Here is an 18,032-nt window from a genome sequence, read left to right as displayed (position 1 = left end):
ATTCTTCGCTACAACATTCCTTTTTTTTTTTATTATGATAAAATTAAATATATATTTATAATTTATTAACTTATGTAATAATACTATTGAATTTGGGGGTGTTTATCATATTTAACAGTTCAAAATTACTAACAAATTTCAAATCCTCAATGAAATCTTTCTCCAAATCAAGACTTTCAAAAAAATCAAAGAGTTCATCAAAACAAAAGACAACCTCATATTTTAAGCTTTTTTCAAAACTATTGAGTAAAATTAAAATTTCTCATAAATTGATAATCTCTTTTATCACAGCTACATTTTTTTTACTTCTTGTAGGTTTAGTTGGTTTTGTAAATATGTCAAAAATATACGATAACGGTCTCTTTGTATATGATATTAATTTAGAATCATATAACAAATTAGCTACTATTAGAAGTAATGTTATCGATATAAGGGCTACCATGGAAAGACTAATTCAAGAAAATAATAAAGTTGAAATTCCGGAATTATCAGAGTATATAGATAGTCTAGTTACAGAAAACGAAAAATTATTCAGAGAATTTGAAGCTATCCCTTATCATTCAAATGAAGAAATGAAGATATATGAAGATAGTATTAAAGCTAAATTAGATATTTATAATAGCTCTAGAGAAGATATCATAAATGACTGTTTAAATGATGATTATGACGCTGCTAAAATGAAATACAACACTATCTATACTGTAATTTCTAAAAACAATATTGAAAATGCAATAACAGAAATGCAAAACGAGAATTTTATTAATGCCACTATGAAAAATAAAGAAAATAAAGCTACATATATGCTATCTATAATTACTTTATTGATCATAATTGCTATAGGCTCTGCAATTTCCTTTATAACAGGTACAGTAATTGTTAAAGGAATAACTTCAAAGATCAAGAAAGTTCTTAACTTCTCTGTGGCCTTAAGCAGTGGCGATTTATCCAATAAGATTGAAGTTACAGGCAATGATGAACTGGATGAAATGTGTATTTCTTTAAATAAAGCTTCTGATAATGTAAGTGATCTTATAAATGAATTAAATCATGGAATTGATGATTTAACATCTTCTAGTGCAGAACTCAGTGCAACCATGGAAGAAGTATTAGCTACAGTAGATACAATAAAAGCCTCTACTCAAGTTATTGTGGGAATGGGTACAGAACTTTCCAAGTCTACAGAGCAAGCTAAAGTAACAACGGAAGAAATAAGTAAATTAACAGAAGATTTAACTACTAGAGCTGTTAGCGGTGAAGAGGCAGCTATTGCCATAATGAATAACGCACTACAGGTTAAGGAAGGTGCCGACAAATCTTCAAAAGAAGCCTATGCTTTATATTTTGAAAAAGAAGCAAACATAAAGAAAGCTATAGAAGATACCAAGGTTGTTAAAGAAATTACTAAGATGGTAAATGCAATAAAGGATATTGCAGAACAGACAAATCTACTTTCCTTAAATGCATCCATTGAAGCTGCTAGAGCTGGTGAAGCAGGAAGGGGATTCGCTGTAGTTGCTGGTGAAGTTAGAAAATTAGCTGACAAATCCGCTCAATCTGTTAATACTATAAAAACATTAGTGAGTCAAATTGAGACAGTTATTGACACTTTAGTTGTGAATGCTAAAGAAATATTATTTTTTATAGATAATAAGGTTAAGCCGGATTACGTTGAAATGAACAATATAGGTACTAAATACGAACAAGATGCAATGCTTCTTAAAGAAATGTCACAAAATCTATCAGAAGCTGCTAAGAATATAAACAATAGCATTAATGATGTAGAAAAGGTAATAGAAACCGCTACATTAGTTTCCAAGGATTCTTCCTCCAGCTCCGCAAACATATTAATTGGACTTGAGCAAACCTGTGTTGCTGTAAACGAAGTAACACAACAAGCTCAAAATACAGCAGAATTAGCGGACAGGCTTGCCGAATTAGTTGATAAATTTAAAATATCTTAAAATTATAAAGGGCTAAGCAATAAATCAATGCTTAGCCTTTTATTTTCTCCCGTGCAGTGGAATCTCTAAGAATAATCCCAGGACTTATACTTTCTTGCTTATGGATCTTGTTTCCTTTTATCCTTTCCATTATAATTTCACCAGCCCTTTTACCTAGCATAAAAGTATCTATATCTATAGAGGTGAGTGAAGGTGTCATATAAGGAGCTAGTGGAAAATTATCAAAGGTAATTATGCCTACTTCTTCTGGCAACTTTAAATTTGTCTCCTTCAATGCTCTAATAGCACCAAAGGCAGTATAGTCATTTATGCAAATCACAGCATCCGGAAAAGGATCTAGCTGTAATAGTTTTTTCATACAATAATATCCGTCTTCCTTGGTTCCCATTCCATTTATAAATATTGTGAATTCACAGATATATTGGAGCTTATCAATTGATTCTTATACCCTTCTATACGTTGATTTGAGACAGTTTCAGTATCGGTTCCTCCTATAAAGGCTATTTTCCTATATCCCATATCTAGCATATGCTTACAAGCTAATTTTCCTGCAAAATTATTATCAATATCTACCCAAGCACTACAAAAATCAAGATTTGTATTTCCTATAACCACATAGGGAAAATCAATTTCATTTAAACGATTAATAATATCTGCATTGACTACTGTGGCATGCAACACTACCCCATCTACTCTTTTATTATATACAAATCTTTCTAACAAATTTTCTGTAGGCTTTAGATAACTAAAATCACAAATGGTTAGTTCATAGTTATTAGAAAAGATAACGCTTTGCAATCCCCCTATCATATTATAAAAGTAAAAGTCTAATGGCAATGTGTTAATGTGTGAATTGAATAAAAAGCCTATATTAAAACTTGTTTTCATCACAAGTTGCTTTGCCATACTATTGGGTATATAGTTCATTTCCTCTATTATTTTTTTAACTTTTTTCTTAGTTTTTTCAGAAATTCTAGGATCATCATTTATAACTCTAGAAACCGTCGACGCCGAAACCTTTGCCAGCTTTGCTATATCACGTATAGTTATTGCCACAGATGTCACCTCTTCAAAAATATCATCTAATAATTATGATATACTAAATTTTAGAAATATACAAGAAAAACAGAGGAGTAACTAAGTTTAAGAAGCTATCAATAATCTATAAAAGTAGGTGCTATTCCTTCAAAAATAATATTCCATTTTATCTAAACTATCTTATAATCATATGAATATTTTAAATTACCTATAACAAACTTTTAATACAATTTATTGCAAAGACTAATTTAAAATAAATTAATAAATAACTATACCTATAAATTATGTGTTATAATTTAACTTATAATATAGTTTAGGAGATATCTTGTATGAATACAGATTTAATGTTAAAGGTTAATTTAATGACAAGAAACTACAGTGAATTAAAAAGAAACTTCTTTTTGGAAAGCAATTTAATAAAGCAATTTATAGCTATGACAAATGCAATTAAGAATATAGAAGTAGATCCAGATAGAATAAAGGAAATTAAAGTTTTTATAAAGAAAGAAACAGCTTGGGCATCCTATTTCAGAGGTGTGAATTTACTTATTATTGCCAACTTGTTAAGTCTTGAGGAGGACTATAAAAAGTTTTTTATGGAAATGAAGCTAGTCTATGAAAGCTTAACAAGATCCGGTTTTAAAAAGAGCAACTATCTCACTTTGGCAGCCTATACTATAGCAAAAGAAGTTCCTCGTCAAAATTGGAACTTTACCATTGCAAGAATGAGTAGTTTTTATAAAAGTATGAAGAAAAATCACTTTTGGTTAACTTCCCAAGATGATTATGTATATGCTGCAATATTAGCTGTATCTCAATTAGAGGTGGAAGAAACCTGCTTAGATATTGAAAACTGTTATAATCATTTATATAGCCTAGGATTTTCTCGAGGAAACTATCTCCAATCCCTTTCTCATGTATTAGCTTTAGGAGAGGAATCCGTACAAGAAAAATGCCATAAAGCTCTTTTAATTAATAATAAATTAAAAGAAAGTGGCTGCAGGCTTCAGTATAACAGCTTAGCTACTCTTGGTTTAGTTTCACTGCTAGCTACTGATATCAATAAAATAGTATCAGATATTAGAGAAGTTTATGACTATATTTATAAGCAACAAGGCTTTGGTTTTTGGCATATGAGCAAAGATATTAGGACTATGTTCGCCGCCAGCTTTATATGTAACTCCTACATAGATGATTATAAAAAAGGTTTGTTGCCCATTACTACAGGAAACAGTATTAATTCAATATTAATTGTCCAGCAGCAAGCTGCCATGACAGCTGTAATTGCTTCTAGCGTAGCAGCTAGTAGTTCAGCTTCAACATCAAATTAAAAAACTCTATTTTAAATAACAATATACTTTTATTGAATTTAAATAAGCTAAAGGGAGGCCATACTAGCCGACATAAATAAGCAGGTGAAGCCTCCTTCATTAAATTTATTAATCCCCTTTGTCCAACTTTTTTAGCGTTCTCTATTTTTATTATACTTATATACATTAAGAAAAGTACTTACTGCCATAATTGTAGCCACTAACATATTTACGTAAGGTGTAAATAATATAAATGCTAAAAATATGATTATTACAGTTTTCTGCTTTCTTTCTGATATGTTGATATTTATTTCTCTAGATCTATCCTCTTCCTCCTTTCCATTGGAGAAAATCTCAGGATATTTATTTTGAAAAACCACTGAAAAAACTATAATAAGTATACTTAAAATAGTGTTAATAGTATAAGGATTCGTATATTGTTCAATCATTTCTGCCTCCAAACTCTTTTCTAGTCATATATTTTATTTATTATAAGCTATAATTCTCTCTCTTTCCATACTAATTTCTTTTTCTTTTAAATTGTTGACACAAGTATAGTTTTTTAGACAGTGTTTGTAAAATATTTTTATTAATAAATATGCCGTCCGTAAAACAGACGGCATATTTAAAATACTTATTTACTTATACAACCTTCAGCAAAACTAAAAGCTTTCGTATCGTACTATATGTTCAAGAGGTTTTCGTGTCTCATTATGTCTATCCGGTGAAGCAGGTTCCCCTGCTGCATAGCCTATAGCTAAAATGTTCACTGGCTCTACATTTTCTGGCAAATTAAATTCTTCTCTTATTACAGTTGGATTAAAAGCACAAACCCACAAACTGCCAAGTCCAAGATCTGCTGCTTCCATCATCATATGATCTGTTGCAATTGTTGCATCTATATCTAGTGCCTCTTTACCATCCAATTGTCTTTTCCAAACAGCATCATGATCTCCACATACTATTATAGCTAATGGTGCTCCATATATATTAGCAGCCTTCTTTATCTTATTTAATCCTTCTTCCTCCTGTACCACTATCAATCTCTGAGGCTGTCTATTTGCGGCAGTAGGAGCAACCCTAGCAGCTTCTAATATTTTCTTTAACTTTTCCTCTTCTACCTTTTTATCTTCATATTTTCTAACAGCATAACGCTTTTTCGCTAGTTCTAAAAATTCCATTCTTACCACCCTTTCCACATAATAAACTTATAAGATAATTATATAAATATCACATTTAAAAGTCTAATTTATCTAAAAATTTAATAAAAAATACCCATTGACATTTTTGGTTTAACCAATTAAACTAAATATAAAGTTTAACCCATTAGACCAAGGGAGCGAACTATTTATGGAAACAATCAAAATATTTGATGCAGAATATAAATTTATGAATATCATATGGGATCATTGCCCTATAGCTAGTTCAGAACTAGTAAAGCTCGCTAAGGAGGAGCTTGGTTGGAAAAAATCAACTACTTATACCGTCATTAGAAGATTATGTGAACGTGGAGCTATAAAAAACGAAAATGCGATAGTTTCCTCTTTAATAAGTCGTGAACAAGTTATGAGATCAGAAACAGAAGAACATATCAATAAAATTTATGAAGGTTCATTACGACTCTTTTTCAATACCTTCTTAAAAAAAGAAAAACTTAATAAGGATGAAATAGAAGAGTTAAGGAAAATAGTTGAACAGTATGGAAAGGAGGAATAAAACTTGGAAAATATATTTCTCACCGTAGTTAAAATGAGCATTTCTGCTTCAGTAGTAGCTACTGTAATTCTTATTATTAGATGGCTTTTAGGTAATAAGCTTCATAAAACTTTCTCTTATGCCTTGTGGGCTATTGTATTTATAAGACTAGTTCTTCCCTTTTCAATACCATCAATGGTTAGCATATTTAATAAAGTTCCTATGCCTACGACACTAACTGCAGAAAGCAAAAATTATACACTTAATCAGAATATATCTAGAAGATATATTAGCACAACCGCCAATGAATCAGAGCAAAAACAGGATATTAATAATGAAAAAAATTATGACTTTATAAGTGCTTTCAATGAATATTATTACGATTCTCATAACAATGCAAATCAATTTATTACTTTCATGAGCTACCTATGGCTTTTAGGAGTTCTCATTGTCTTTGGAATTAGTATTTTTGCCTACTTAAATATATATAATAAACTCCAGGATTCCGTTATTTATAAAAACGATGGTTTAATTTCCCAATGCAAACAACAAATAAAATTTCATAGAAACGTAAAAGTATATACCTCTGATAAAATAAATACCCCTTTGGTATGCGGTTTATTGAAACCACGTATAATATTACCCTTAGAAATTATAAATCAATGTAGCAAAATGGAATTATCCCATTTTCTGTGTCATGAGTTGGTGCATATCAAAAGATTTGATTATATAATTAAACCTTTGACTTTTCTTGCTTTATCTATACATTGGTTTAATCCCCTTATGTGGTTTAGTTATATATTAGCTCAAAAAGATATGGAACTTTCCTGTGACGCCACAGTTTTATCCTTAAACAAAGAAGATATTAGAAAGTCTTATGCTAATTCTCTTATAAATATAGCCACCAAGCAAAATGTATTCTTTCAAGCAGGTCTCCTTGCCTTTGGTGAGAAGAACATTAAAAGTAGGGTAAAAGGAATAATGAAATTTAAAAGGACAAAACTTTGGATGAGTATCATAGGAATAGTAATCATAGTAATTTTAAGTCTTCTTCTTTTAACTAATGGAAAAACAACTAAAAATCTTAGCTTGTCCAGAACTAAATCTAAGTCATATTCCGCCATCACAAATGAGAAGTTGTTGGACTCTTTATTAGAACATAGGTTAGAATACGTAGGAAACGCTAGTAATACAGTAAATCTATTAAGAAAGCTACCTTATGGTAACAATAACACTACTATTTCCTTGTCAACAGAAAAAAGACCTTACGGTATTACAGCAAATTACTCCTTTGAAAATTCTTCTAACATAAAAGACTCGGTATTAACTCAAAATGCCTTGCTAATTTTTTCTCTTATAAAAAATGTTGATACAGTGACTTTTAATTTTGAGAATCCTTCTACAAAGGCTCCAATTACCTACAATAGACCAGAAATGCAAAAATACTTTGAAAAAGATCTATGGTCCTATTCAAAGGATAAAGAAACTTTCGATCAGTTTTTCATAGATATATCTACAAAGTTAGTAGTCTATCCAGAAACCTTTTCCTTAACTATGTCTAGTGTAATTGGAATGGAAATAGAGCTGGATTTAGATTCATATTACAAAAAGTCTGACTTTAATATAACCTTTTTTGCAAAAAACGGTTCTCTCCGTTTGTTGAACTCTAATAAAACATCAGAAGTGCAAAAAACAATAAGTAACCCTGACGGTAAGGTAGTATGGTTTCCAACTGAAGCAACATATAATAATGATGGTGATATAGTAACCATTACCATAGTTGATAAGTCGGGAAAACTTCTTGTAACAAAGAAACTTAATATTACCAAGAAAAATGCTATTCACTATAAGGCCGAAGCTGCTTATGATATTATATTTTCTGATCCTTCCTCTCCAGATTGATTAATATATGGAAAGTTCCAACTTCAAATAAAAATTACTAACTTTAATTATTAACTTATGCTTGGACTAGGTTAATTATCCTAGTCCTTTTCTAATTCTTTTATCACATGTTTCTGTAGCAGCTTCAAAATCTTCTTTCTATTTCCTCTTAATTTTACTGAACCGTCCTCATCTTTTATATACTTTGTTGAACCGTACCTGTTTTTACTAGTTTTGCTGAACCGTCCCTCGTATAAAAGCCAAGCATAAGCAGACACTAAAAATAAAAAACTAAAAGAAAGATAAGGAGAACTAATGAAAAATAATGACTGGAACAAATAAATCAAATGGAAGAAAAGATAAATCAATACTTAGTTGGAATTTACACAACAGTTATGCTTCTTTACCAAAATCCTTTTTTACAGCTATCAAACCAACTGCTGTAGCTTCACCGAAATTAATTATTTTAAATCATTCCCTAGCAGAAGCCTTAGGTTTTGACGCACAGGAGCTAGAAAATAATCATGGTGTCTCTGTACTTGCTGGCAACAGTATTCCAGAGGGTTCTTTTCCTATTGCCCAAGCTTATGCTGGTCATCAATTTGGATATTTCACTATGTTAGGAGATGGTCGTGCTGTATTACTTGGAGAACAGATTACTCCCTTAGGTCAACGGTTTGATATTCAATTAAAAGGTTCTGGTCCAACACCCTATTCTCGTGGTGGTGACGGTAGAGCTGCTCTTGGTCCTATGCTAAGAGAGTATATTATCAGTGAAGCAATGCATGCCCTTGGTATTCCAACTACCAGAAGCTTAGCAGTGGTAACTACTGGGGAGCCGGTATACCGTGAAACTAAGCTCCAAGGAGCCATTTTAACTCGCGTAGCTACCAGCCATATACGAGTAGGTACCTTTGAATATGCCGCTAGGCTAAATAATGTAGATCATTTAAAAGCTCTAGCGGATTATACTATACAAAGACATTATCACTATCTTGCTAGTGAGGAAAAACCCTATCTTGCTTTGATTAAAGAAGTAGTTAAGCTTCAAGCCTCACTCATTGCAAAATGGATGCTAGTGGGCTTTGTGCATGGTGTTATGAATACAGATAACATGGCTATCAGTGGGGAAACTATAGATTATGGTCCCTGTGCCTTTATGGATAGCTATGATCCTGCAACGGTATTCAGTTCCATTGATCGGGAAGGCCGATATGCCTATGGTAATCAACCTCCTATTGCTCAATGGAATTTAGCTAGATTTGCTGAAAGTATTCTACCACTGTTACATGATAATGAAGAAGAAGCAGTAAAATTAGCCCAAATTGCCATTTCATACTTTAGTGAAGTGTATAATAATCACTGGTTGTCTGGAATGAGAGCTAAGCTTGGACTCTTTAATGAGGAAGCAGAGGACCAATCTCTTATTGAAGACCTTTTAAAGCTTATGCACAAGCATCAAGCAGATTACACCAATACCTTCTTAGCTCTAACCTTTGAAAATTATGAGGATATGGATATGTTTAAGACTCCAGAATTTACTCAGTGGTATAAGCGTTGGCAGGCTAGATTATCTCGTCAAAAAGAATCTAAAGAAGCTTCTCATCAGCTTATGCGAAGCAATAATCCGGCGGTAATTCCTCGTAACCACCGCGTAGAGGAAGCTTTAGATGCAGCAGTAAATCAAGAAGACTACGGTCCTATGCATCGACTGCTAGAGGTTCTTTCTCAACCCTACGCTCATTGCCCTCAGCAAAAAGAATACGCTAAATTGCCTAGAAAGTCGAACCGTCCCTACAAAACCTTCTGTGGTACTTAGTATAGAAAAGTATCCACATTAAAAGAAAAACTATCCACAAATTTTGCTTTTGTTAATAGCAAACTGTGAATAGTTTTTCTTTTTATATTTTTGTATAGCTTACAAGTTGCACAATCCTTTGAACTGTGAAACTTTTTATAGCAATTCTACTTTACTATTACAATTTCATCACTACTACTTGTTGTGAATTCAATTGAACCGTCCCAAGCTTCAAAATCTATAGTCTTACCATCTACTAATACTTTGGAGGCAGTAACATTATTTACTTTAAGCTTGAAGCCTTGATAGGATTTTTCATAACCTTCATGCTCCTTAGCAATTTTTATTGTTAAATTGTCGCCGTTGTCATTAACCATGATCTTGTAAAGATTATAAGCTCCATCTCTATAAGCAAAGCTTTCACCATCATCTTGATAAGTGGTATAAACGGCCTGCTTTCCTACAGGCGCTGGGTAAATATCTAAAGTTAATTCCTTTATTTCCTTTTCACCAATATAGTTTTGTACAGGATACTTAGGAATAATGCTGCCCTGCTTTATGTATATAGGACATACATCTAAAGGTGCCTTCTTAATTATGTATTGACCACCTTCAAATACTTCCTTAGTCCAGAAATCAATCCAGTTATCTCCTTCTGGTAGGTATACCATTCTAGCATTCTTACCTTGTTCTACAATAGGAGCAACTAGGATGTTTTCACCACATAGGAATTGATCGTTGATTTCGTAAGTATTTTTATCATCCTGGTAATGTAGCATCAAAGGTCTCATAACTGGAAGACCAGTCATTTCTCCTTCTCTCATGACGTCGTATAAATATGGTATTAAAGTATATCTTAATTTAATGTACTTTCTATTAATGTCTTCTGTCTCTTGATCAAAGGCCCAAGGTTCCTGGTCCCTAGTATGAATAGCTGAGTGATTTCTAAACAATGGAGTAAAGGCACCAACCTGAACCCATCTTGATAAAAGCTCTCCTGTACAATCATGACCAAAGCCACCTACATCTGTACCGGCAAAGGAAAAGCCGCTTAATCCAAGGTTCATAAGCATTGGAAGAGACATTCTTAAATGCTCCCATAAGCTTTGATTATCTCCTGTCCAAACGGTAGAATACTTTTGAGTCCCAGCATAACAAGCTCTAGTAATAACAAAAGGTCTCTTATTAGTGTGCTTCTTTATACCTTCATAAGTAGCCTTAGACATATAATGTCCATATACATTATGGATTTCTCTATGATCAGCTTCTATACCATCATTATTAAACATAACATCATCTGGTAGTGGACCATTAAAACTAGCAGGCTCGTTCATGTCATTCCATATTCCAGATACACCACAATCCATCATAATCTTTTGATTATCTGACCACCACTGTCTAACCTTCTCATTAGCAAAATCTGGATACACCGAATCTCCTGGCCAAACTCTGTTTACGTAAGTAACTCCGTCCTTGTCAGTGGCAAAATAGCCCTTTTCCATACCTTCATCATATATTGCATAACCCTTATCCTTTTTTACACCAGGATCTATAATAGTTACTATTTTAAAGCCATCTTCCTTTAATTCTTCTACAGTAGCCTTTGGATTGGGGAACTTGTTTTTATCCCAAGTAAATACTCTATATCCATCCATATAGTCTATATCCAGATGAATTGTATCGCAGGGTATATCTCTTTTTCTAAACTCATTAGCTATCTCTCTAACCCTGCTTTCAGGAGCATAACTCCAACGGCACTGCTGATATCCAAGAGTCCAAAGCTGAGGTAGAGGAGTTCTTCCAGTTAAATATGTATAACCTCCTACTACTTCCTTGATGCTTGGTCCATATATAAAGTAATAATCTAAATTACCATCTACAGCACCAAAGTAATAATAATTTCTGTTTTCCTTACCCATATCAAAGTGGGATTCAAAGGTATTATCAAAGAAAATACCAAAAGCGTCCTTTCCTTTCATAGCTATTAGAAAAGGAATAGATTTATACATAGCCTCAAAGCTCTCTACATGAGGACTTGGATCATCAGTATTCCACATTTTATAGTGATAACCTTTTTTATTTAAATGACCTGTCTTATCTCCCAAGCCATAGAAGAACATGTCATCTTCCATTTTCTTTAATATTTCTATTTTGCATTTGCGCTGATCCGCTTCTACCTTATGTCCTTCTGCCGCAGCAATTTCAAGCTCCTCTGCTCCTCTTCTTACAAAAGGATCCGCCTGGCCTCTGTAATCAGCACAAAGGATATTTCCCTTAGAATCATATATATCAACTTTAAAGTCATCAAATATATTTACAATTAACTTATCAGTGCTTATAGTTATTTTTCTATCTTCCTTTTCAACAGAAAAATTACAATCCTCAACCTTTAATCCTTCTACAGCCTTAGAAGATCTCTCTTCTCTCATAATTGGAGCGAAAAAATTAATTATAGCAGGTGTAATAACCTCCACTGTAACCCTTTGCTCTTCGAACTGAACAAAAACTTTATTGGCTTCTTTAACACAGCCCACAATTTTGCCAAACATTTAGCCACCCCCAAAATTTCAAATTTTATTCATCCTCTGTTATAGCTAAGGCTACAGCTCCCATTACGCCTGTATCTTCTCCAAGGCCCGCAGGAACAATTTTGCAGCTTTCTACCATGGCCTTTAAAGCTCTTTCTTTTACAACTTCATTAACCTTATCAAACATTACAGAACCCATCTTAGAAACGCCACCACCAATTACTATCATCTCTGGATCAAAGGATACTATAGTGTTAGCGATACCTATACCTAAATATGTGAAGCTTTTTTCAAGAATATCCTTGGAAACCTTATCTCCCTTTTGAGCTTCTACATAAACCTCATAGGAGGTAACCTTATCATATTGAGATAGACTAGTTTCTAGACCGGATTCTATAGCTTCTCTTGCCTGTCTTGCAATAGCAGTACCGGATGTTAAAACTTCAACACAGCCATAATTACCGCAATTACATTTTGGCCCATCTGGTAGCACTGTAGTGTGTCCTATTTCTAAAGCATTAGACGTAGATCCCTTGTAAAGCTTTCCATTTAATACCGCTCCACCACCTACACCGGTGCTTACAGTAACGTATACCATATTTCTGGTCCCCTTACCAGCCCCAAACATGTACTCAGCAATAGCTGCCACATTAGCGTCGTTCTCTAAGTATACCGGCAAATCATATACCTTCTTAACTTCCTTTACTATATTAAAGTTTTTAAAAGGTAAATTGGCGCTATTTATTATAATTCCATTCTTTGAATCTAAGGGGCCTGGAGAGCCGATTCCTATAGCTTTTATATCGTTAACGCTCTTGTCTGCCTCTTCTAGCACTTTACCAATTACTCCATTAATTCTCCCCAATACCGCTTCTTCTCCTTCAAAAGCATTTGTAGGCACGGTATAGGAACTTAATATCCTTCCATCTAAATCTGCTAGTGCCCCCTTAATCTTTGTACCACCTAGGTCTATTCCTATAACATAGTTACATTTATTTTTTTCAGACATAACATTCACCTTCGCTTCTGAAATATTTTAAAAGACCTCCTGCTTTTATTAAAACTAATACCCTATTTAAAATAAAAGTATCTTTATATTAACGAAAGCATTCTGGTCTCACTCCTCATATCAATTATATGAAATCCTATCCATATAATCAATTAAAGAATTCAATAAAATTAATAGTTTTCGATATCTAAATTAACCGAAATTTCGAAATTTTATCCAAAAATATGATATAATATCTATAATTTCAAGGTGGAAAGGAGTTTATAAAGATGAAAGACGAAACAAAATGTCTTCACTCAGGATATACACCTAAAAACGGTGACCCTAGAGTAATGCCTATTGTTCAAAGTACAACCTATGTTTTTGATTCTACAGAACATATAGGGCAACTCTTTGATATGCCTACAGCCCATATGTATTCAAGATTTTCTAATCCTACAGTAGAGGTGGTAGAAAAGAAGATCGCAGATTTAGAGGGTGGCGTCGCTGCTATGTGCACTTCATCAGGACAAGCCGCTTCCCTATTTTCTATATTAAATATATGCAATAGTGGAGATAGCTTTATTAGTACTTCTACAATTTATGGAGGTACAGTAAACCTATTTGCTAATACTTTAAAAAAGCTAGGTATAGAGTGTATATTTGTAGATCCAAATAGTGATGAAGAAACAATTAATAAGGCCTTTAAACCTAATACAAAGGCTGTATTTGGTGAAACTTTAGCTAACCCTGCATTAACAGTATTGGATATAGAAAAGTTTGCAAAAATTGCTCATAACAATGGTGTTCCTCTAATAATCGATAACACCTTTGCCACTCCCATACTATGCAAGCCAATAGAATACGGAGCAGATATAGTAATTCATTCTACTTCAAAATATATGGACGGTCATGCTTTACAGGTAGGAGGAGTTATAGTAGACAGCGGTAATTTCGATTGGACTAACGGCAAATTTCCTGAATTCACTGAACCTGATGAAAGCTATCATGGAGTTGTATATACAAGAGATTTTGGAAAAGCAGCCTATATAGTTAAGGCTAGAATGCAACTGATGAGAGACTTTGGAGCCTATCCTGCTGCTCATTCAGCCTTCTTACTAAATATCGGTTTAGAAACTCTACCAATTAGAATGAAACAATACTGTGAAAATGCTTTAACAGTGGCCAAGTATTTGAAGGCAAGTGATAAAATTGAGACAGTTAATTATCCAGCCTTAGAAGGAAACCCATACTTTGATTTAGCACAAAAGTATCTTCCAAAGGGAACTAGCGGAGTTATCTCCTTTGTAATAAAAGGCGGAAAGAATGCAGCAGTTAAATTTATGGATGGCCTTAAGTTAGCATCTAACGAAGTTCACGTAGCAGACATCAGAACCTGCGTGTTGCATCCAGCTAGCGCTACTCACCGTCAACTTACAGATGACCAACTTATCGCCGCAGGAGTAAATCCTGGTATGATTAGATTATCTGTAGGTTTGGAGAACATAGATGATATTATTGAGGATATTCGTCAAAGCTTAGAAAGAGTATAAGCTTTTTTAAAGCAAATCCGTTACACCTTTAACAGTTCATTCAAGGACCTTAATTCTGGATTTAAAATAGGTGCTAAAAGCAACTCAATTGCTGTTACTTTTAGCACCTTTATTAAAGCTCAAAAACATCTAAATGATTTTACTACTAATATGATTTATGTTTCACTTAAATTATTAATGTATTCAGATCTTTTCTTTCGTATAAATTTAACCAAAAACAGAATTGTAATATTTAGAGCCTTCTTAATTAGCAAGAACCGCATGTCCAGAATTGAGTATTGTGCAAAGTGTTATAGATATAAATATGCAAAATTTCTTAAACAATAACTTTTCCTCCGCACACTGCATTCTTTATCAATAACCAGACCTTAACTTCAAAAAACTCATTACATATTAACCTTTATATCTACCCTATCTACCTTAACCTTAGGATAGTACTTTTCCATAGCTAGCCTTATCACTTTATTAACCTTTTTATCACTGCTAAATTCCTTAAACTTAATATCTTCAGCTAAATACCTAATCTGATCGTTCAAAAATTTCACGCAGGATGCTTCATTCTTATTTTTATCTTTATAAGGCACCTTATTTGAATAATATACATCCACCAAAATATGAACAATTTTATTATCTGCGGTGATAGCAGTAAACATTGGTAGTTTTATGACGCCTTCTTCAATGCTCATAACAATTCTAAACTTAAAGGTTTGAGTTTTCTCCGATACATAATTAATATTTTCTATAGTTAGAGCCTCTTCTTCCTGATCTAGTACTTTTATACCTACAATCACCCTTGAAGTCTGAAGGTAGGTTAAACTTACCCTTTTTTTCTTAAATCCCTTTAAATCCACATGGGGTTTTCTAAGTATTTTATACTGATCACCATATTGTCCCCATAATATATATCTCTTTCCTTCTATAGAGCTTTTTAATTCTTCATCCTTATCTACCTTTTCATAAACATTGTCAACAGTGAAATTTTCAATGTATTCTTCTTTCTTGCAAATCAAATTGTTCTTTAAATCATATCTTACTTGCTTTAAAATACCGTAATGTTTCTTCCTAGTAAGTATATTTGTGCAGTAAACCACCACTGCCATTATGGCTAGCACTAAATATCTCTTATCATCTAAGAAAACCTTAGCCATAGAGGCAGAAAGTGTAACAAGAAAGAATGCGGTTATTGAATATCTTGCTGATTTAATGCCTTTACAATATTGCTTTGCTTCTTTGATAATTTCCTTATTTTCCATAGCTACCCCTAACATAAGCTTTATATAATTGATTACTCCTATACTATTATACTCTAGGTCAATTTTAATTATTGCAGTCAGTATATGTCTAATAATGGTATTATATCATAGTTATTTCACTTATAAAATCCTATCTCTATATATCCTCTAGAAGCACTTCTTGAAAATACCTTTCTTCTACTTTTTATCAATATAAACTATTACTTGTCAGTAAATTTGATATATAATACTCTTAAAGGCATTCTTTCTATATAGTAACTGATAATATTATTAATGCAGACACTTATTTTAAATATTTCAGAATGCTTTTACTAGAAGTACTTAGGAAAGGATGGTTCATATATGGCAATATCAGATCAAGCAAAGAAAATTATACTTAGACTTCAGCAAAACGAAGTCACAGAGCAAGCTATTTATTCAAACATAGCAAAAAGAGTAAAGAGTCAATTGGAGAAGGATACCTTGCAGCGGATTGCAAAGGAAGAAGGTGTACACAGCAAAATTTGGGAGAAGTACACAAATAAAAAACTATCTCCTAATAGACTTAAGGTCTTCATATACACTTTACTTAGCTTAATTTTCGGATACACTTTTACTATTAAGATTATGGAAAAAGGAGAGAAAGACGCTCAGAATATATATTCTAAATTGTCCGCAGAGGTTCCTGAGGCAAAGCAAATCTATAAAGAAGAAGAGGAACATGAAAATGCCCTAATCTCTTTATTGGATGAGGAACGACTACAGTATGTAGGTTCCATGGTACTGGGATTAAATGATGCCTTGGTAGAATTAACAGGAACCTTAGCAGGCTTAAGCTTTGCTTTGCAAAATAATAGGTTAGTAGCTCTCTCCGGCTTAATTACCGGTATTTCAGCTACCTTATCCATGGCTTCTTCAGAATACTTATCCGCTCGTTCTGAAGGAGATTCAAATGCCTTAAAATCTTCACTATATACAGGCATTATGTATATTTTTGCAGTAGTCTTGCTAGTGCTCCCCTTCTTGCTATTTCCTGTAGATAAATATGTGCAAGCATTGATTGCTATGTTAGTTATTGTAGTTGTCATCATTTTTGCCTTCACCTACTATATTTCAGTAGCTAAGGACTTACCTTTTAAAAAGAGATTCTTAGAAATGGCTGTAATCAGCCTTTCTGTTGCAGCCTTATCCTTTATAGTTGGAATATTAGTTAAAAAGTTCTTAGGTATAGATATTTAAATTTCACTCATAGGCTTTTATACTAGGGCAGTCATAAATTGACTGCCCTAAATTTTTAGTATGTTATAATTATATAAGGGAAAAAGTAAGCAGGAGGTCCTCCAGTATGAATTCAAATATAAATATTTTAATAGTAGAAGATGATGCAGATATAAATCAATTACTAAGTAACATATTGATCAAAGAAGGCTACTCTGTTAGAAGTGCCTATTCCGGTACAGAGGCTAAAATGTGTATGGAGCAATACTATTATGATCTTTTGCTTTTAGATTTAATGTTACCGGGAATCACCGGTGAAGCTTTAATTGAGGAAATAAGAAAGATAAAAGTACTTCCTATAATAGTTATCTCTGCCAAAACCGCTGTTGAAGATAAAATAAATGTGTTAAAACTAGGAGCCGACGATTTTATTTGTAAGCCTTTTAACATACAAGAAGTAATAGCCAGAGTAGAGGCTCAGCTGAGAAGATACACAAAATTCTCAGCATCTAAGGAACAAAATCGCAAATTAACTTATAAAGATTTAACCTTAGATAGGGATTCCAAGGAGGTTTATCTTAAGGATAAACAGCTTTCTTTAACCTTAATAGAATTTAAAATATTAGAACTTTTAATGAGCAATCCAAAACGTGTTTTTACCAGGTCAAATATCTTTGAAAAAGTATGGAATGATAAATTTTACGGTGATGATAATACAGTAAATGTTCATATAAGCAATCTTAGAAATAAACTAGCCCAAGTAGATAAGGATACTAAATATATTCAAACGGTATGGGGTATTGGTTTCAAATTACAGGAGTAAACATTTA

The 18,032-nt window shown here is 32.8% G+C and carries 16 protein-coding genes; 8 read left to right on the top strand and 8 right to left on the bottom strand.

Annotated elements, in window-relative coordinates:
• Nucleotides 1-149: 149 nt before the first annotated feature.
• Nucleotides 150-1,961, top strand: coding sequence for a methyl-accepting chemotaxis protein (locus N3C_RS05040; RefSeq protein ID WP_083604427.1), 1,812 nt, complete (start codon nucleotides 150-152; stop codon nucleotides 1,959-1,961).
• 31 nt (nucleotides 1,962-1,992) lie between these two features.
• Here the strand turns inward: N3C_RS05040 and N3C_RS15410 are convergent, their stop codons facing one another.
• Entirely contained in the window at nucleotides 1,993-2,349 is a 357-nt protein-coding gene (locus N3C_RS15410) for a substrate-binding domain-containing protein (RefSeq protein ID WP_083604426.1), read from the bottom strand.
• Nucleotides 2,350-2,354: 5 nt separating this feature from the next.
• Nucleotides 2,355-3,017 (bottom strand): LacI family DNA-binding transcriptional regulator, encoded by a 663-nt coding sequence (locus tag N3C_RS15405; RefSeq protein ID WP_143312600.1) that lies wholly within the window; start codon nucleotides 3,015-3,017, stop codon nucleotides 2,355-2,357.
• Nucleotides 3,018-3,328: 311 nt separating this feature from the next.
• Between N3C_RS15405 and N3C_RS05030 the strand changes: the two genes are divergently transcribed.
• A complete protein-coding gene (locus N3C_RS05030; RefSeq protein ID WP_074364970.1) occupies nucleotides 3,329-4,330 on the top strand; it encodes a DUF4003 family protein in 1,002 nt (333 codons plus the stop codon).
• A 131-nt stretch (nucleotides 4,331-4,461) separates the two neighbouring features.
• Here the strand turns inward: N3C_RS05030 and N3C_RS05025 are convergent, their stop codons facing one another.
• Together N3C_RS05025 and N3C_RS05020 are read right to left on the bottom strand one after the other, a co-directional pair.
• Complete coding sequence (locus N3C_RS05025; RefSeq protein WP_074364969.1) at nucleotides 4,462-4,758, bottom strand: hypothetical protein; 297 nt, start codon at nucleotides 4,756-4,758, stop codon at nucleotides 4,462-4,464.
• A 213-nt stretch (nucleotides 4,759-4,971) separates the two neighbouring features.
• Nucleotides 4,972-5,490, bottom strand: coding sequence for a nitroreductase family protein (locus N3C_RS05020; protein ID WP_074364968.1), 519 nt, complete (start codon nucleotides 5,488-5,490; stop codon nucleotides 4,972-4,974).
• Nucleotides 5,491-5,659: 169 nt separating this feature from the next.
• Between N3C_RS05020 and N3C_RS05015 the strand changes: the two genes are divergently transcribed.
• Nucleotides 5,660-6,025, top strand: a complete 366-nt coding sequence (locus tag N3C_RS05015; protein WP_074364967.1) for a BlaI/MecI/CopY family transcriptional regulator — start codon at nucleotides 5,660-5,662, stop codon at nucleotides 6,023-6,025.
• Nucleotides 6,026-6,028: 3 nt separating this feature from the next.
• Complete coding sequence (locus N3C_RS05010; RefSeq protein WP_074364966.1) at nucleotides 6,029-7,906, top strand: M56 family metallopeptidase; 1,878 nt, start codon at nucleotides 6,029-6,031, stop codon at nucleotides 7,904-7,906.
• Nucleotides 7,907-7,986: 80 nt separating this feature from the next.
• Here N3C_RS05010 and N3C_RS14975 read toward each other — a convergent pair whose 3' ends face one another.
• Nucleotides 7,987-8,163, bottom strand: coding sequence for a hypothetical protein (locus N3C_RS14975; protein ID WP_178377766.1), 177 nt, complete (start codon nucleotides 8,161-8,163; stop codon nucleotides 7,987-7,989).
• A 47-nt stretch (nucleotides 8,164-8,210) separates the two neighbouring features.
• Here N3C_RS14975 and N3C_RS05005 point away from each other — a divergent pair, with 47 nt between their 5' ends.
• Nucleotides 8,211-9,704 carry a protein adenylyltransferase SelO gene (locus tag N3C_RS05005; protein WP_074364965.1) on the top strand — a complete coding sequence of 498 codons (1,494 nt, stop codon included), beginning with the start codon at nucleotides 8,211-8,213 and terminating at the stop codon, nucleotides 9,702-9,704.
• Between the two features lie 146 nt (nucleotides 9,705-9,850).
• Here the strand turns inward: N3C_RS05005 and N3C_RS05000 are convergent, their stop codons facing one another.
• Complete coding sequence (locus N3C_RS05000; RefSeq protein WP_074364964.1) at nucleotides 9,851-12,232, bottom strand: glycoside hydrolase family 31 protein; 2,382 nt, start codon at nucleotides 12,230-12,232, stop codon at nucleotides 9,851-9,853.
• Nucleotides 12,233-12,257: 25 nt separating this feature from the next.
• Nucleotides 12,258-13,220, bottom strand: coding sequence for an ROK family protein (locus tag N3C_RS04995; protein ID WP_074364974.1), 963 nt, complete (start codon nucleotides 13,218-13,220; stop codon nucleotides 12,258-12,260).
• A 269-nt stretch (nucleotides 13,221-13,489) separates the two neighbouring features.
• Between N3C_RS04995 and N3C_RS04990 the strand changes: the two genes are divergently transcribed.
• Nucleotides 13,490-14,752: an O-acetylhomoserine aminocarboxypropyltransferase/cysteine synthase family protein gene (locus tag N3C_RS04990; RefSeq protein ID WP_074364963.1), complete on the top strand. Its 1,263-nt coding sequence runs from the start codon at nucleotides 13,490-13,492 to the stop codon at nucleotides 14,750-14,752.
• A 386-nt stretch (nucleotides 14,753-15,138) separates the two neighbouring features.
• Here the strand turns inward: N3C_RS04990 and N3C_RS04985 are convergent, their stop codons facing one another.
• Nucleotides 15,139-16,020 (bottom strand): hypothetical protein, encoded by an 882-nt coding sequence (locus N3C_RS04985; protein WP_074364962.1) that lies wholly within the window; start codon nucleotides 16,018-16,020, stop codon nucleotides 15,139-15,141.
• A 327-nt stretch (nucleotides 16,021-16,347) separates the two neighbouring features.
• Between N3C_RS04985 and N3C_RS04980 the strand changes: the two genes are divergently transcribed.
• Together N3C_RS04980 and N3C_RS04975 are read left to right on the top strand one after the other, a co-directional pair.
• Complete coding sequence (locus tag N3C_RS04980) at nucleotides 16,348-17,223, top strand: VIT1/CCC1 transporter family protein (RefSeq protein ID WP_074364961.1); 876 nt, start codon at nucleotides 16,348-16,350, stop codon at nucleotides 17,221-17,223.
• 106 nt (nucleotides 17,224-17,329) lie between these two features.
• A complete protein-coding gene (locus N3C_RS04975; RefSeq protein WP_074364960.1) occupies nucleotides 17,330-18,025 on the top strand; it encodes a response regulator transcription factor in 696 nt (231 codons plus the stop codon).
• Nucleotides 18,026-18,032 lie beyond the last annotated feature (7 nt).

It is taken from the genome of Clostridium sp. N3C, assembly GCF_900095445.1.
Taxonomy (GTDB): Bacteria; Bacillota; Clostridia; order Clostridiales; family Clostridiaceae; genus Clostridium_AU.
This window is presented reverse-complemented; position numbering and strand designations above follow the sequence as displayed.

Coding starts and splice junctions, on each gene's coding strand:
- N3C_RS05020 (WP_074364968.1), bottom strand. CDS start 5,490: ATGGAATTTTTAGAACTAGCGAAAAAGCGTTATGCTGTTAGAAAATAT.
- N3C_RS05030 (WP_074364970.1), top strand. CDS start 3,329: ATGAATACAGATTTAATGTTAAAGGTTAATTTAATGACAAGAAACTAC.
- N3C_RS05025 (WP_074364969.1), bottom strand. CDS start 4,758: ATGATTGAACAATATACGAATCCTTATACTATTAACACTATTTTAAGT.
- N3C_RS05005 (WP_074364965.1), top strand. CDS start 8,211: ATGACTGGAACAAATAAATCAAATGGAAGAAAAGATAAATCAATACTT.
- N3C_RS04980 (WP_074364961.1), top strand. CDS start 16,348: ATGGCAATATCAGATCAAGCAAAGAAAATTATACTTAGACTTCAGCAA.
- N3C_RS04985 (WP_074364962.1), bottom strand. CDS start 16,020: ATGTTAGGGGTAGCTATGGAAAATAAGGAAATTATCAAAGAAGCAAAG.
- N3C_RS04990 (WP_074364963.1), top strand. CDS start 13,490: ATGAAAGACGAAACAAAATGTCTTCACTCAGGATATACACCTAAAAAC.
- N3C_RS05040 (WP_083604427.1), top strand. CDS start 150: ATGAAATCTTTCTCCAAATCAAGACTTTCAAAAAAATCAAAGAGTTCA.
- N3C_RS05015 (WP_074364967.1), top strand. CDS start 5,660: ATGGAAACAATCAAAATATTTGATGCAGAATATAAATTTATGAATATC.
- N3C_RS05000 (WP_074364964.1), bottom strand. CDS start 12,232: ATGTTTGGCAAAATTGTGGGCTGTGTTAAAGAAGCCAATAAAGTTTTT.
- N3C_RS04975 (WP_074364960.1), top strand. CDS start 17,330: ATGAATTCAAATATAAATATTTTAATAGTAGAAGATGATGCAGATATA.
- N3C_RS15410 (WP_083604426.1), bottom strand. CDS start 2,349: ATGGGAACCAAGGAAGACGGATATTATTGTATGAAAAAACTATTACAG.
- N3C_RS04995 (WP_074364974.1), bottom strand. CDS start 13,220: ATGTCTGAAAAAAATAAATGTAACTATGTTATAGGAATAGACCTAGGT.